Here is a 14,138-nt window from a genome sequence, read left to right as displayed (position 1 = left end):
ACCGAAAGCGGCGCTCCGGCGGAGCGCGGCCCCAAGCGCCGTCGCCGACGCCGGCGCGGCGGAGGCAACCGCCTACCCGAGCGCACGATCGTGTTTGTCGGGCCGATGGCCGCTGGCAAGACCAGCCTGGGGCGGCGGGTAGCGAAGGAGCTCGGCATCCCCTTCGTCGACAGCGACGTTGTCTTTGTGCGCAAGCACGGCACGATCACCGACTTCTTCGAGGCGCACGGCGAAGCCGAGTTCCGACGCATTGAGGCCGAGATCATTGCTGCCGAGCTCTCGGAGCCCGGCACCCGGATCCTCGCGCTTGGCGGGGGAGCGGTGCTCTCCGAGGCAACGCGGGCGCTGCTGCAGCTGCACCCAACAGTCCTGCTGATGACGACTCAAGAGGCCGTGCTGCGCACCGCCAACATCTCCCGCCGACCGCTGCTGCGAGATGATCCCTCGGCGTGGGGGCGGATCCTGGCGGAGCGCAAGCCGCTTTACCGAGAGGTCGCTGACGTGACGTTCCGCACGGACCGTGCCGGGAAGGAACAGCTCACCAGACGCGTTGTTGAGTGGGCGCGCTCGTACGCGCGGAAGGAACGCGCCGCGGCGCAGGCTGCGGCCCAGGCTTCGCAGGCTGCCCAGCCGGCTAGCGAGCCGGTCACCGATACTTCACCAGCATCAGCGAACACTGATTCGAACACCGTAGGAAAGGACCAGGAGTGAGCAACTCTGCTTCAGTCACTGAGATCGCCGTCACCGGAGAAACGAACTATACGGTCACGGTGGGCCGCGACCTCTTTGACCGGGTTCCCGAGGCGCTCGGCCCGCGGGTGTCGAAGGTGCTCATCGTGCACACCTCGACCGTTGGCAAGCTCGCCGACGATCTGCGCACCTCGCTGCAGGGCCACTACGGTGAGGTGATGCTCGCCGAGGTCCCCGATGCCGAGTCCGCGAAACGCATCGAGGTCGCGGCATTCTGCTGGCAGATCCTCGGACAGGCCGACTTCACGCGCAGCGACGCAATCATCGGGCTTGGCGGGGGAGCCGTCACCGACCTGGCGGGCTTCGTCGCGGCGACCTGGCTGCGCGGCGTGCGGCTCGTGCAGATCCCGACAACCGTGCTCGGCATGGTCGATGCAGCTGTCGGGGGCAAGACCGGGCTGAACACCGCAGAGGGCAAGAACCTCGTGGGCGCGTTTTACCCGCCCGCAGCGGTGATCTGTGACATCGCGGTGCTCGATACGCTGCCGAAAAACGAGATCCTCGCGGGCTTCGCCGAGGTCGCCAAGTGTGGCTTCATCGCTGAGCCCGAGATCCTTGACATTATTGAGGCCGACGTGGATCGGGCGACCGACCCCACGACCCCCGAGTTCCAGCGCGTGGTGGAGCTTTCCATCGGCGTGAAGGCGCGGGTCGTCTCGGAGGACTTCAAGGAGGGTGGCCTCCGTGAGATCCTCAACTACGGCCACACACTTGGCCACGCGATCGAACACGCTGAGCGCTACCAGTGGCGTCACGGCGTCGCGATCTCGATCGGTATGGTCTACGCGGCCGAGCTCGGGCGCATGGCCGGCGCGCTCTCCGACGAGGCTGTCGAGCGGCACCGCCGGGTGCTCACGCTGCTCGGGCTGCCGCTCGACTACCCCGCTGGCCGCTGGCCGGGGCTGCTCGCTGCGATGCAGCGCGATAAGAAGGCGCGCGCAGGCATGCTGCGGTTTATCGTGCTTGATGACCTCGCGAAGCCGCGGGTGCTCGCGGGCGTCGACGAGTCGATGCTGCAGTTCGCGTACCAGGAGATCGCGAGCTAGCGGCGGACGCCGCCGCTCCGCCGCTCCGCCGCTCCGCCGCTCCGCGACGCCTCTTGTGGTCAGTTTGCGCCACCCTGCCCGTGCTTTGGCTGCAACGGCTGGCGCAAACTGACCACCACTTGAGCTCCTCGCGCTCGGCCCCTCTCAACTGACGGTGTGGTGCCTCGGGCGCGGGGCAGGCTCCGCCTGGCGTCCTCCGTACCTCCTGCACATCCTTACTTCCCCGATTAATTGAGACCGACTCTTCTGAGTGCCAAACACGGGGTGGAATAGATCACTCGGGGCTTTGTCGCCGGAGGACACCGGGGCTACGCGCACGAGGGTGCCGTGTCTGCCGCTGCCGGCGAGGAACTGCAACGGGCGCGACCTTGCCAGAACCGCCGGAGGCCAGATCGACCAGGAGCCACGTCCTCACCGCGGGAGCCCCGAAAGGCACACCGCCCGGGCGCACCCGCGCAGTACGGCAAGGGTGCGAAGCGCCCGCGGCGGCCACAAGCACGCGCACCCCGCTCCTGGGTTGAAGCTGGGTGGCTCCGGTCTGGGCACTCCGGGGGCTCCCGCGGCCGGTACGCAGCTGACGGCACCCGGTAGCGCCCAGCGGTTTCTCCGCCCGTGACAATTCCTTACTTCCCCGATTAATTGAGATCGACCCTTGCGAGTGCGAAACACGGGGTGGAATAGATAACTCGGGGGTTTGTAGCCTCAGAAAAACTCGGGGCGGCCTTCCGTGGCAGAGCGGGAGGGCGCGGGCACCGAATCAGTGCTTCTGGGAAAACCATTGCTGGCGAGGTCCGAGATTGGCGTCGCGCAATTTGAGAATTGCGCGTAGACTGGTGGTATGAGCATCTCAGTCCCACAGCAGCCCGGCTTCGCCGACGGCTTTCGCATGCTGCTGGGTGCTGCCGGCAACGGCACCCTGCTTGCTGAGCTCCTCGGCGTGAAGCCCTCGCAGGTGACGCGGTGGAAACAGGGCGCGCAGCTGCCGTCGCCGGAGTCCGCCCGATCCATCATGGATTTCGCGTACATCATTGCCCGCGCCGAGTCGACGATGCACACGAAGGTAGTGCCGATCTGGCTCGATTCACCGAACCAGTTTCTGCGCGGCTCGACGCCTCGCGAGTGCATCAAACTAGGCCGCGTAGCCGAGGTCATCGGCGCGATCGACGCCGAAGATGAGGGCGCGTACGCGTAGGCGATGGCGGAGTCGATGCCCCAGCCACTACGGCTGTTCCGCTGCTATCCGAAGGCTGCCGGTGCGAGAACGGGCATGCCCGGGCACTGGACGTTCGTCCCCAGGCCGCAGTTTCACGGGCGGTGGGACAACTCCGACCTGTACGACTCCTGGTATTTCTCCCGGAGCGCGGTCGGGGCGATCGCCGAGAGCTTCTACAACAAGCGCACCTGGATACCGGAGGTGTTTCTCACCGCCGCAGGAGAGCCCCGCGCGCTCGCCGAGTTTCGCTACACCGGGCCTGAGGTTGTCGACCTCGACGACGCCGCGGCGCTGGTACAACTCAACGTGCGCCCAAGCGAGATAGTGGTGCAGGATCTCGGGGTCACCCAGCAGATCTCCCGAGGCATCTTTGAATCCGAGGGGAGTGCCCGCGGCGGGCTCTCCTGGTGGTCGTCGCAGATGCCCTCGGAGAGCTCGATCCTGCTGTGGGGCGCGGGCGGGAAGCCCCCAGCAGGCCTCGAACTTGTCGGCATTCAGTCGCTGAGTGTCGAACATCCGGCGGTGGTGGAAGCCGCTGCCCGGCTCTATCGCGAGCTCGGGTAGCGGCTACACCCCGGCCGCGCCTCAGGTGTCGCTTGGTCCGGCTGACCGGCCCGCCCGCACCGCCTTGCGCGCTGCCCGCGTGGGAATCCGGACGGGGCTCGTGCCGGTATCAACGGCAAGTTGCTGCTGCACCTCATCGGTATCGGCGCGGGCCGGGTCGTACATCTTGTCGCGGATGAAGAAGAACGTGATGATGGCCGCCAGCGCGTAGCCGAAGCCGAGCGCCGCGAGCCCGAGACCGACACTGAACGAGTCAGCGATGACCCCGATGGTGAGCGGAGCGAGCAGCGCGCCGATCCGCCCAAGGTTGTACGCCGCCCCGGTTGCAGTGCCGCGCAGTTCCGTCGGGAAGCTCTCGTTCATGTATGCGCCGTTCACCGCGTACGGCCAGCCGTACATGAACCCGAGGATCAGCAGGAACGCGACGATGTTTTGTGGGTTCTGATACAGGTAGATGATCGGGAGGAGCGCGGCGGTGACGAGGGCGCCGATGCTGAAGACGAGCCTCCTCCCGATGCGGTCAGCTAGCCAGCCGCCGAGGAGTCTGCTGCAGAAGCCCGCCGCGTAGGTGCCAGCCACGTACACCGTCATCGAAGCGAACTCGATACCGAGATCACCTGCAATATACGACGGGAGCCACGTGTTCACGCCGTAGTACCCAAACTGCAGACAGATCGATGCGGCCGTCCAAAGAAAGAACATTCTCCGGGCGATCGGATTCTTGAACAGGAGTCGCCACTGGTTGCGATCCTTCGCCTTGGATTCGGGAAGCAGTGCCTGCGCCTGCCGCTCTTGCCAGCCCTGAGGCTCGGGGATCACCCGACGAATGTAGATTGCGAGGACAACGGGGACGATCGCGATCCAGTACATCCACCGCCAGCCAAACACCGGGATAACCGCTCCAGAGAGCAGCGCGGCCGAGAGATAGCCGAGGGAATAGGAAGCCATGAGCACGCCCATGGTGAGCCCCCGGCGCTTTGCGTTCGTGTATTCCGCCATGAGCATCATGCAGATCGTGTACTCGGCACCGAGGCCGAGCCCGGTGATGAAGCGGATGATCATGAACTGCCACGGCGCTTCAGTGAAGCCGAGGGCAAACGACCCGATCGAGAACAGCACGATCATGAGCGCCGCCATCCGCACGCGACCGTAGCGGTCGGCCAGCCAGCCCCCGAATATTCCGCCGACGCCCATTCCCGCGAGCGACGCGGTTCCGAGCAAGCCGGCCTGGGTGTTCGTGAGGCTCCACTCCTCGGTGAGGCTCGGGAGCGTGAGTGAGAGGATCTGCAGGTCGAAACCGTCGACGTACAGACCGAGAAAGCACGACACGAACACCGATATCCAGATTGTTCTGGGATTTGTCAGTTTTTTGCGCATGGGGGACTCCTCTTCATGCGTCGTTGGATGAAAAGCTTGCAGAAATGGAAACTTCGGAAGCCGACAGGCCGGTGGTGCGCTGCCGTCGGTGACTACTTCGCGGCGATGACCCCGGCGGTACGGAGGCGGTCGATCCTTGCGGGGGAGTACCCGAGCTCCTCGAGTACGGCGTCGGTGTGCTCTGAGAACCGCGGCGGCCCCGCGGAGATCTCAGCTGGTGTGCCGCGCAGGCCGAACGGGGCGGCGAGGAGCTTGAGGTCGGGCGAAGCGGCCCCCTCGACTTCAACGACGATGCCGCGGGCAGCAACCTGCGGCTCGTCGAAGAGCTGCGCGACGGAGTTCACCGGGCCGCACGGAACTCGCGCTGCGCGGAGACGCTCGAGCAGGTGTGATGAGCTCCACACGCGCAGACGCTCCTGCAACACTGCGATGAGCGCTTCGCGGTTCTGGATCCGAGAGCTCGCGTCTCGGTAGCGTTCGTCGGTTGCGAGCTCGCTACAGTCCAGCACTTCGCAGAACCGCGCGAACTGTCCGTCGTTGCCGACGGCGACGATGACGTCTCCGTCTGCGGTTTCGAAGCTCTGATACGGGACGAGCGTCTGATGCTGATTGCCGTAGCGCGGCGGGACGACCCCGGTGTTGAGATACGTCGTTCCCAGGTTGAGGAGCGAAAACGCCATGGAGTCAAGCAGCGAGATGTCGCAGTGCTGCCCCTCGCCCGTCCGCTCCCTCGCCTGCACGGCAGCCAGGAGGCTGATGGTGGCGTGCAGCCCGGCCTGCAGATCAGCGAGCGCGATGGGTGCCTTCGTACCCTCATCGCCGGGAGCGCCATTCATCGAGACGAACCCCGTCATCGCTTGGGCGATGAAGTCGTAGCCGCCCTGCTCCCTCGAAGGCCCGGTCTGGCCAAATCCCGTGATTGAACACAGGATGATGCGCGGGTTGAGTTGCCGAAGCGTCTCGTAGCCAAGCCCAAGCCGCTCGAGCGTGCCCGTGGTGAAATTCTCGATCACGATGTCGCTCGTGCGGACGAGATCGCGGATCACGGCGACGCCCTCCGGCGTCTTGAGATCGACGGTGATCGCCCGTTTGCTGCGGTTCACCGTCGCGAAGTACACGCCCATGTCGCCGATCTCGGGAGGGAACCAGCTGCGGGTCTCGTCGGGGTTGCGGGGGCCCTCCACCTTGATGACGTCCGCCCCGAGGTCGCCGAGCATGCTCGCGCACAGGGGGCCGGCGACCACGCGGCTGAGATCGAGGACTCGCAGGCCGTGAAGCGCCCCGGGGGTGCGTTCGCTCGCGGTTGTCGCGTCCGTGATGTCGCTCATCGAACGCCCACAGGCGATTCGATGGATCGGGATCTCGCCGCGGTCGCGCGGCCCACCGTGTCGCTCAGCGCCGTCTCGACTGCCCCGAATGGCACGTGCCCGTTGGTGAGGATCTCGGTGGCGTAACCGCCGAGGAGTAGGCTTTCGGCCGCGCTGCCCGAGCGAGCTTCCCCGAGCATGTGCTCCTCCATGTACCCGATGAGCACGGCGATTTTTCGCGCATTCCCCGACGCCTGAAGCTGGGACCGCGCCTGCTCGAGAAACAGGCTTGCCGCGAGCACATCGTACAGGTCGTTCATCTGACGCGCTGCTGCGACTTCCCTCCGGTCGACGGCAGCTGACGAGAGCTGCTTCGAAGACTGTTCGGCGGCAGCGTGAAACGCGAGGAGCACCTCAGCGAGTCCGCCAAGCTGCGGGTCGTTGACGGACAGCGCGAGGCGATCGGCGATGTCCGCGAAGAACGGCGTTCCCGAGTCGTTGCGCAGCAGCGCACGCTGCACATCGAGGGCGACGATGTTGGTTGTCCCCTCCCAGATCGAACCAAGCTGCGCTTCGCGCAGGAGCTTGCCGTCGACCCACTCGTCGATATACCCGTTTCCGCCCCGTGCTTCCATGCCCTCGGCGACGATGTGTCGGGCGCGCTTGCAGATCACGCCTTTGAGGATCGGCGTGAGGAGACGCACGTGCCGAGAATCAGGGTCAGGCGGCACGCTTGCGGCGCGTTCTTCAGGCGTAAGGTGCGTGACTGCCGCGTCGGCCCTGTCGTAGACGGTTGCCGTGTGGAAGAGCGTTGCCGAGGCTGCCTCGGTATCAAGCAGCATGCGAAACAGGGCCTTGCGCATGAGTGGTTTCTCCACGAGCGGCCCGCCGAACGCCTCCCTGCCCGTCGTCGAAGTCAGCGCCTCGACGTAACTGCGCCGCATGAGTGCGCTTGACCGCATCGCGTTCGAGAGCCGAGACGAGTTCACCATCGACATCATCTGCTTGAACCCGGTGCCGAGGTCGCCGACGAGGTACGCGTGAGCCCCGGCGAATGTCACCTCGCCGGAGGCCATTGCCCGGGTGCCAAGCTTGTCCTTGAGCCTGTTCACTCGGAAGTCGTTCATGCTGCCGTCTGGCAACACCCGCGGCATGAGAAACATCGCGAGGCCTGCGGTGCCCGCCACCGCGCCGTCGGGGCGCGCAAGCACGAGCGCGACATCTGCCGAGACATTTGAGCAGAACCACTTGTCACCCCAGAGCAGCCACTCGGCGCCGCGCTGCTCTGCCCGAACAATGTTTGACCCGACATCCGAGCCGCCCTGCTTTTCTGTCATGAACTGCGCCCCCGAGAAGTGCGCCCCGTCGGTGCGAATCATCGCGGACGCGTAGCGCTCCTTGAGTTCGCTGCTGCCGTATTTGCTCAGCACGCGCACTGCGGAGTCGGTCATGCTCATCGGGCACGCGAGGGCGAATTCGGCCTGACCGAAGAGGTACCAGAACGCGTATTTCAGGGTGTGGCGAAGCGGTGCGCCGAAGTCCATGACGGGTCGATGCGACATGGCGACGAGGCCGAAGTGCTCGATTGCGATCTGCTCCATTGCAGTGTAGGCCGGGTGGTAGTCGACCGCGTTGAGGATCGCGCCGCGGTGATCGTAGGTGCGCAGCACCGGCGGATTGGCGTCGGCGGCACGTGAGTGGGAGTCGAGCGCGTCGCCAACGAGGGCGCCGAGCTCGCGGAAGTGCGGCAGCGCGAGCGCGAACTCGTCTGCGGGGAGGAGGGCCTTGAGCGTGAGCTGTAGATCGTCATCGATCTCGAAGAAATTCACACCCTGGGTGTCGGGCATCGTGTCCTCGGGAAAAAGCTGCTGGGGCGGGGTGTGCGCGAGCGGGGAGCGGTGCGGCATTGCGTGTCCAATCTCTGCGGGGCGGGGAGTCGCCGTGCTCTCATGATGGCGCGATACCGCGGGGTAACCGATTGAGAATCCGTATCGGACGATACGGTTGTTGTGCATCGACCTGAGCCGGGCGCTGCGCCCCGCGTGCGGTTCGCGGCCAGTAGCCCGTGGCCGTAACCCGCGGCCGGTAGCCCGCGGCCGGTAGCCCGCGGCCGGTAGCCCGCGGCCGGTAGCCCGCGGCCGGTAGCCCGCGGCCTCCGGTCAGCAGCCAGCAGTCAGCAGTCAGTGCCCGCCGCCCGCACCCCTGTCGGGCGGTCAGACCTGGTGAGAGAGCTCCGCGGCGCACTCAACCACCGAATCGAGCGCGGGGGTACTGAAGCGGGTGTTCCACGCCAGGCTCAGCCAGGTCGGCTCGAGCGCATCGGTGAGCGCGAGAAACTCGACGCCTGGGACGCTCGCGTTGTCGCGCACCGAGGTGAGGGTGAGGGTGACGCCGACGCCGGAAGCGACGAGCGCCAGCGCGGTCCAGCTTTCCGGGGCCGTCTGCTGCACATCCAGCTCGGCCTCGTGGCGTGCGCACAGCTCGTTCAGTCGCTCGGTGAGGATCGACGGGAGCCGCTCTGCGAGTCGGATGAACGGCTCACCGGAGACGTCGCCAAACGAGACTTCGCGCGCTGAGGCGAGGCGATGACCACTGGGAACCGCGAGCACGAACCCCTCATGTTTGAGGGGTATGGAGGAGATGCTCTCCGGGAGCTTGCTCCACCGTCCCAATGCGGCGTCCGCGGTGTTGTTGAGGAGCCGGTGGAGCCCCTCGCCTGCGAAACCCCCACCGATGAGCTCGAGGTGGATCCCCGGGTGGCGTGCTGAGACCTCGGAGGCGAGTTCGCTCACCAGCTGGTAGGAGGACGGCCCGGTGAAGACGAGCCTCACGGTTCCCGTGAGCCCCCGGGCCGATTGGCTGACGCTGTTCACCGCGCGCTCGTGGGCGGCCCGCACGGCGCGCGCCGGATCGAGAAACGCGCTTCCCGCCTCGGTGAGTCTGACCTGCCGGTTGGCGCGCTCGAACAGGCGCACCCCAAGCTCCTCTTCGAGGCTTCGGATGCTGCGACTCAGCGTCGGCTGTGCGACATACAGCCGTTCTGCGGCGCGACCGAAGTGAAGCTCCTCGGCGAGCGTGAGGAATGCGAGGACGTGATGAAGCTCCATCTGGACCTTCCCTCCCAACGAAACCCGAGTAGTGCGGTAGTAAGCGATTATCCTCCTTATTCGATACGCGTGTTGCATAGATGTATTTGTGTTCAGGATTGGTCGCATGAGAGACGTGGGTCACACTGGGGCAAAGCACCGGAACCGTCAGGCCGACACTGGAGTCGCGCCGGGAAGCGAGCAAGCAATGCCCCTCATCACCGATCCAAGCGATCTTTTTCTGCTGCGGGAGACACTGACGCCGCGTGAGCACGAACTCTGCCAGCGGATTCGTGCGTTCAACGAAGAAAGTGTGCTCCCGGTCATCAACGAGGCGTGGGAGCGCGCAGCATTCCCCGAGCAGCTGCTCCCGGGGTTGAAGGAGCTCGGGATCGCGGGCACGGTCATCCCGGAATACGGTGCGCCGGGAATGACGTTGCGCGAGCAAGGGCTTGCGGCATTCGAGCTCTCGCGGGGCGACGGCTCGGTGAACACCTTTATGGCGGTTCACTCTGGCCTCGCGATGGGCACTATCTACGCCCTGGGCTCAGAGGAGCAGCGGCAGCGTTGGCTCCCCGCGATGGCGCGGCTCGAGCTTACGGGGGCCTTCGCGTTAACCGAGCCGGATCATGGCTCTGACGCGGTCGCGCTCGAGACGGCGGCGGAGAAGCGCGGCGGAAACTACGTGCTGAATGGGCACAAGCGGTGGATCGGCAACGGTGCCTCTGCCGACGTCGTGCTCATCTGGGCGAGAGACACTGCCGACGGCGAGGTCAAAGCGTTCGCGATGGAGCGAGCAGCGGGCGAGCCCTATCCGGCCGGCTACCAGCCGACCGTGATCACGGGCAAGATTGGCAAGCGGGCGATTCAGCAGGCCGACATTGTCATCCGTGACCTCGTGATCCCCGAGGGTAACCTGCTCGCGAAGTCTCGCAACTTCGAAGACGTCGTGCAGGCGCTCAACCGCACCCGCCTGAACGTCGGGTGGGCGGCACTCGGGCACGCGACGGCGGCCTATGAGATCGCGCTGCAGTATGCGGGGGATCGCTCGCAGTTCGGCTCGCCGCTCGCGAGCTACCAGCTGGTGCAGCAGCAGCTGGTGCAGATGCTCACGAAGATCTCGACGATGTACACGATGTGCTTCCGCGCGACCGATCTCGCCGAAATGGGCGACCTGTCGAGCACGATGACTTCGATGCTCAAGCTGCACACCGTGGGTGCCTCCCGCGAAGTGTGCCGCGCCGCGCGAGACGTGCTCGCGGGAAACGGCCTGCTCCTCGAGCGGCACGTCGCGCGTCACCTCACTGACAGCGAGATTAACCACACCTACGAGGGAACCGAGTCGATCCAGACACTGCTCATCGGTCGTGACATCACCGGCATCTCGGCGTTCACACGCTCCCGGCGGGGCAGCGCGCTCAGCCCAGGAACCCCTGCGAGCGCAGAATAAGGGCGAGCACCTGGCGATCCTCTGCGTGCATCACGCCGTCGACGAAACGCCTGAGCGCATGGTCGAGCGAGACCTGGCCGCCGCTGCCAGCAACCTTCTGCACGATCGCCACGAGCGTGCGAGGTGCGAGCACCGACTCTTCGAGCCCCGGCCTGCCATCGATCTCGCGCTCGGTTGAGACGAACGTGTTGAAGCCCTCGCCGTGCGAGCCAGCGAATACCTGCTGGCTGATGAACGCCGCGCGGGCGACGCGCTCGAGCTCGTCGGTGCTGAGCGGCACCGATCCCGCATCGTCTGCGATCGAGGCAGCCGCGAGGAGGGCGTTCTCGCGCGGCACGTCGGTGTACGAGACGCCCGCGTCGGGGTAGTGCACCCGGTAGCTGTTCGCGCCGAAACGGTTGACGAGCTCCGCACTCATGCGGTCGATGCCGCGGTAGCGGTGAGGCGTCTGCTCATTCGCGGTCGCGAGGATGGCGAAGCCCTGCGCGATGGTGATCGCGATCCCGCTGTTCTCCTGCACCGCGAAGCGGTCGCCAGGGCGGAGCTGCAGGATGCGGTTGAGGCGCTTCAAGAACTCGGCCGGCATGGCGTTGACCTCGTCGAGGATCACCGGGTGACCCTCGGTCATCGCGCGCAGCAGCGGGCCCGCGACGAAGACGCTCACGGTGGCACCCTGCTCGGAGCGGAGCTCGTGACTGCCGATGAGCTGCGAGCTCGTGATGTCGCCGTAGCCCGAGACAAGCTCCGGCTCGCGGCCGAGCATGACCCGCGAGAGGTACTCGGCGAGCGCGGTCTTCGCGCCGCCGGTCTCGCCGAGCAGGAGGAGGGGCTCGCCGCGGGTGAGCGCGGGAAGCGCCTCCGCGATGATGCCGCGCATCTGCCCGGTGAGGAGCAGCCCGCGCCGCAGCTGGGCCCGCGCCTCACGGAGCCGGAGCGCGCCAAGCGCGGTGAGCAGGCCGTCGCGGGTCGCCTCGGTGTCGACGCGATCCACAAGCATTGCCGTTCGGCGCTCGCCCAGCCGCTCAGCCTGCGCGCGGAGATTGCCAATGAGTAGCTCTTCGGCCTGGATGAGCGCGCGGTGCTCGTGCGCGGCGTCGGTCGCGACCGATGCCGCCTCGTCGGTGAGTCCGCGCTGCGCGAGCGTGATCTGCCACGACTGCACCGCGGCACGCAGCATCGCGGCCCGCTCGGTGAGCGCCCGGTCGAGGATCTCCCGCGACTCCGGCTCGGCGTAGAGCGCGTCGAGCCGCGCCTGCAGCGCGCGCTGTGCGTCTGCTGCGAGCGCCTGGCGCGCTGAGCCCGCGGTATGGGCGACGCGGCGAGTGCGAGTGAGTTCCCGATGGACCTCAGCGGCCTCGGCGAGGACTGGGTGCGCATCAAACGGGAGCATTCTGCCACGCTATCACTCGGTAGTGTGGTGGGTATGTTGCAGGCAGGTGGCGAGTCGGGGGTTCGCGGAGCCCTGTTGGCTGCCGCAGCCGTGGTGGGCGTGCCTGTCGAGCTGCACGACGGAGCTGACTGGTGGGTGCGCGATGGCGTCGCACACGTCGGGCTGCAGCTGGTTGCCGACCGCGGTCTGAGCGATGACGAGGCGACCGCGCAGGTCTTGCTGCTGCTGTGGGAATCGGTGCGTGAGGTGCGGGTCGCGCCTGCGCGACGCCGGCGGCGGATCGCGCTGAGCGCGTATAGCCCTCGACTGGAGCCGCTGCTCGCGCTGCTCGATCGCCTGCTCGCGGCGAGTGAGCTGTTGGCCGCAATGCCGAGCCTCAGGCGCCCGATTGCCCGCGCGGTCGCCGCCGGCGGGGGAACGGCTGACTCCGGGGGCGTGCCGGGGGAGCTGCCGCGTCACCTCCAGTGGGTGAGCGTACTGCTCGACACCGTCGCGGTGCGGTGGGTAACGGGGCAGGATGCCGTTCCGGCATATCTCGACTCGCTTGCGCCCGAGGTGCGCGCTGAGCTGGCCGCGCTCGATGGCGCGGGCGGCGAGACCGCCGGGGCGCTCGCGCTTGCGATCTCTGCCGACCCGCGTCGCTCGCCCATGCAGCGCTTCGAGCGCGCCTTCGGGTTGCTTGCCCCGGGCTATGAGCGCTTGTTCGCGCTCGATGCTGCCGGTCGCGGGCCGCAGTCGAGCCGCAACGCCTCGCCCGATGAGGGCGCGGCGGATGACGCAGGCGATTCCGAGGCGGGCTTTGACTCGGCAGGCGGCAGCGCGGACGAGGACGCCACTGACGGCGGCGAGGGCGGCGACGCCACGACGGATGGCGACACCGAGGCCGCGCGCGCGGGGGACAAGCGCGAGGGATCGGAGGGCGCGGACCTCTTCGCCGCCGAGCAGGCCGGCTTCGTCGCCACGGTGCTCTCGACGCCGCTGCCCGCGACCGGTGCCTGGGCCGAGGGCCTCGACCTGCCAGACATGCTCGCGAGCGATGCGCCCGACGACACTGACGATCGCCCGAGGGACCCCGGCACCCTCGGGTCGGGAGGCGCGGGAGCGACGGCGCTTGCGAGCTATCGCGAGCGGGCGCGCGAGCACTCGAAGAGCATCGATGAGGTGCGCGAGGTATGGCGCCAGATCGTGTCCGATCGCGTCCGTGAGGAGCGCGCGTTTACGCGGCTGCCGCAGGCTGAGGGGGATCTGCTCGACCGCGACTCCCTCGTGCGCGTCGTCGCCGATGTGGCGGCCGGGATGGAGCGGCCACGGGCGTTCCTCGCCAGGCAGCGCAGGCCCCGCCCGAGCCGGCGTGAGGGGAGCACCGACTACGTGCTGCTCATCGACCGTTCGGCGTCGATGCAGGGTCCGCCGGCCGAGGCCGCCGCGACCGCCGCGCTCATCATGCTCGAGGCGCTGGCCGGGGTCGAACGCGACATCGCGTTCGAGGAGCGGGCGCTCGGCATTGATCTCGAGCTGAGCCTGCGCACCGCGCTCATCGTGTTCGACTCCGCGCCGCACGTGGTGAAGCCGCTGGCCGGGGCCCTTGACGATCTGGCGCGGCGCACCCTTGACGGGGCGATTCATTCACCGCAGGGATCCACCAACGACGCCGCAGCCCTCGCCGCGGCCGCCCGCGAGTTCGGTCTCGCCGGGGGAGGCGCATCGTCTGGCGTGCCGCGCAGGCGGGTCGCGATCCTCGTGAGCGACGGCGGCACCAACGATGCTGACGCGGCGGCGATCGAGCTGTCGCGGCTGCGAAACGCGGGCGTCACGGTCATCGGGATCGGGATCCGCACCGACGACATCGCCAAACGGTTCGCTCCCGACGGCATTCGGCTCGACGCCCACCAGGAGCTGCCGACGGTGCTCGAGCGGCTGGTCACGAACGCCGGCATCACCAACTGACCGGGAGC

At 67.3% G+C, this 14,138-nt stretch carries 11 protein-coding genes; 6 read left to right on the top strand and 5 right to left on the bottom strand.

All coding sequences use genetic code 11. From position 1 onward, the window contains the following. Window positions 1–90: 90 nt before the first annotated feature. From ACI1US_RS08890 to ACI1US_RS08875, 4 genes are all read left to right on the top strand, one after another. Window positions 91–711: a shikimate kinase gene (locus ACI1US_RS08890; protein ID WP_461639811.1), complete on the top strand. Its 621-nt coding sequence runs from the start codon at window positions 91–93 to the stop codon at window positions 709–711. After that, window positions 708–1,796 (top strand): 3-dehydroquinate synthase, encoded by a 1,089-nt coding sequence (gene aroB / locus ACI1US_RS08885; RefSeq protein ID WP_461639809.1) that lies wholly within the window; start codon window positions 708–710, stop codon window positions 1,794–1,796. Before ACI1US_RS08890 ends, aroB begins: the two co-directional genes overlap by 4 nt. An 838-nt stretch (window positions 1,797–2,634) precedes the next feature. Further along, window positions 2,635–2,988 (top strand): hypothetical protein, encoded by a 354-nt coding sequence (locus tag ACI1US_RS08880; RefSeq protein ID WP_461639807.1) that lies wholly within the window; start codon window positions 2,635–2,637, stop codon window positions 2,986–2,988. A gap of 15 nt (window positions 2,989–3,003) precedes the next feature. Further along, window positions 3,004–3,573 carry an RES family NAD+ phosphorylase gene (locus ACI1US_RS08875; RefSeq protein WP_461639805.1) on the top strand — a complete coding sequence of 190 codons (570 nt, stop codon included), beginning with the start codon at window positions 3,004–3,006 and terminating at the stop codon, window positions 3,571–3,573. A gap of 21 nt (window positions 3,574–3,594) precedes the next feature. On the opposite strand, the gene ACI1US_RS08870 is transcribed toward ACI1US_RS08875, so the two are convergent. From ACI1US_RS08870 to ACI1US_RS08855, 4 genes are all read right to left on the bottom strand, one after another. Further along, window positions 3,595–4,950 carry an MFS transporter gene (locus ACI1US_RS08870; RefSeq protein ID WP_461639803.1) on the bottom strand — a complete coding sequence of 452 codons (1,356 nt, stop codon included), beginning with the start codon at window positions 4,948–4,950 and terminating at the stop codon, window positions 3,595–3,597. A gap of 92 nt (window positions 4,951–5,042) precedes the next feature. Continuing rightward, window positions 5,043–6,278: a CaiB/BaiF CoA transferase family protein gene (locus tag ACI1US_RS08865; RefSeq protein WP_461639801.1), complete on the bottom strand. Its 1,236-nt coding sequence runs from the start codon at window positions 6,276–6,278 to the stop codon at window positions 5,043–5,045. Further along, window positions 6,275–8,164 (bottom strand): acyl-CoA dehydrogenase family protein, encoded by a 1,890-nt coding sequence (locus tag ACI1US_RS08860; protein WP_461639799.1) that lies wholly within the window; start codon window positions 8,162–8,164, stop codon window positions 6,275–6,277. The genes ACI1US_RS08865 and ACI1US_RS08860 overlap by 4 nt, the downstream gene beginning before the upstream one ends. A gap of 306 nt (window positions 8,165–8,470) precedes the next feature. Continuing rightward, window positions 8,471–9,364 (bottom strand): LysR family transcriptional regulator, encoded by an 894-nt coding sequence (locus tag ACI1US_RS08855; protein ID WP_461639797.1) that lies wholly within the window; start codon window positions 9,362–9,364, stop codon window positions 8,471–8,473. Between the two features lie 106 nt (window positions 9,365–9,470). Here ACI1US_RS08855 and ACI1US_RS08850 point away from each other — a divergent pair, with 106 nt between their 5' ends. Beyond that, window positions 9,471–10,793: an acyl-CoA dehydrogenase family protein gene (locus tag ACI1US_RS08850; RefSeq protein WP_461639795.1), complete on the top strand. Its 1,323-nt coding sequence runs from the start codon at window positions 9,471–9,473 to the stop codon at window positions 10,791–10,793. Here ACI1US_RS08850 and ACI1US_RS08845 read toward each other — a convergent pair. Beyond that, window positions 10,762–12,183 carry an AAA family ATPase gene (locus ACI1US_RS08845; RefSeq protein ID WP_461639793.1) on the bottom strand — a complete coding sequence of 474 codons (1,422 nt, stop codon included), beginning with the start codon at window positions 12,181–12,183 and terminating at the stop codon, window positions 10,762–10,764. The two genes, ACI1US_RS08850 and ACI1US_RS08845, sit on opposite strands and share 32 nt — an antisense overlap. Before the next feature lie 33 nt (window positions 12,184–12,216). Between ACI1US_RS08845 and ACI1US_RS08840 the strand changes: the two genes are divergently transcribed. Next, the gene (locus ACI1US_RS08840; RefSeq protein ID WP_461639791.1) at window positions 12,217–14,130 is read left to right on the top strand and encodes a VWA domain-containing protein; all 1,914 of its coding nucleotides are present in this window, start codon (window positions 12,217–12,219) and stop codon (window positions 14,128–14,130) included. Window positions 14,131–14,138: the final 8 nt, after the last annotated feature.

Origin of the sequence: Leucobacter sp. BZR 635 (assembly GCF_048061935.2) — a bacterium.
GTDB lineage: Bacteria > Actinomycetota > Actinomycetes > Actinomycetales > Microbacteriaceae > Leucobacter.
Note: the sequence above shows the minus strand (reverse complement) of the source record. Positions and strands in the feature narration are given on the sequence as shown.

Coding starts and splice junctions, on each gene's coding strand:
- ACI1US_RS08855 (WP_461639797.1), bottom strand. CDS start 9,364: ATGGAGCTTCATCACGTCCTCGCATTCCTCACGCTCGCCGAGGAGCTT.
- ACI1US_RS08845 (WP_461639793.1), bottom strand. CDS start 12,183: ATGCTCCCGTTTGATGCGCACCCAGTCCTCGCCGAGGCCGCTGAGGTC.
- ACI1US_RS08870 (WP_461639803.1), bottom strand. CDS start 4,950: ATGCGCAAAAAACTGACAAATCCCAGAACAATCTGGATATCGGTGTTC.
- ACI1US_RS08840 (WP_461639791.1), top strand. CDS start 12,217: ATGTTGCAGGCAGGTGGCGAGTCGGGGGTTCGCGGAGCCCTGTTGGCT.
- ACI1US_RS08865 (WP_461639801.1), bottom strand. CDS start 6,278: ATGAGCGACATCACGGACGCGACAACCGCGAGCGAACGCACCCCCGGG.
- ACI1US_RS08860 (WP_461639799.1), bottom strand. CDS start 8,164: ATGCCGCACCGCTCCCCGCTCGCGCACACCCCGCCCCAGCAGCTTTTT.
- ACI1US_RS08875 (WP_461639805.1), top strand. CDS start 3,004: ATGCCCCAGCCACTACGGCTGTTCCGCTGCTATCCGAAGGCTGCCGGT.
- ACI1US_RS08850 (WP_461639795.1), top strand. CDS start 9,471: ATGAGAGACGTGGGTCACACTGGGGCAAAGCACCGGAACCGTCAGGCC.
- ACI1US_RS08880 (WP_461639807.1), top strand. CDS start 2,635: ATGAGCATCTCAGTCCCACAGCAGCCCGGCTTCGCCGACGGCTTTCGC.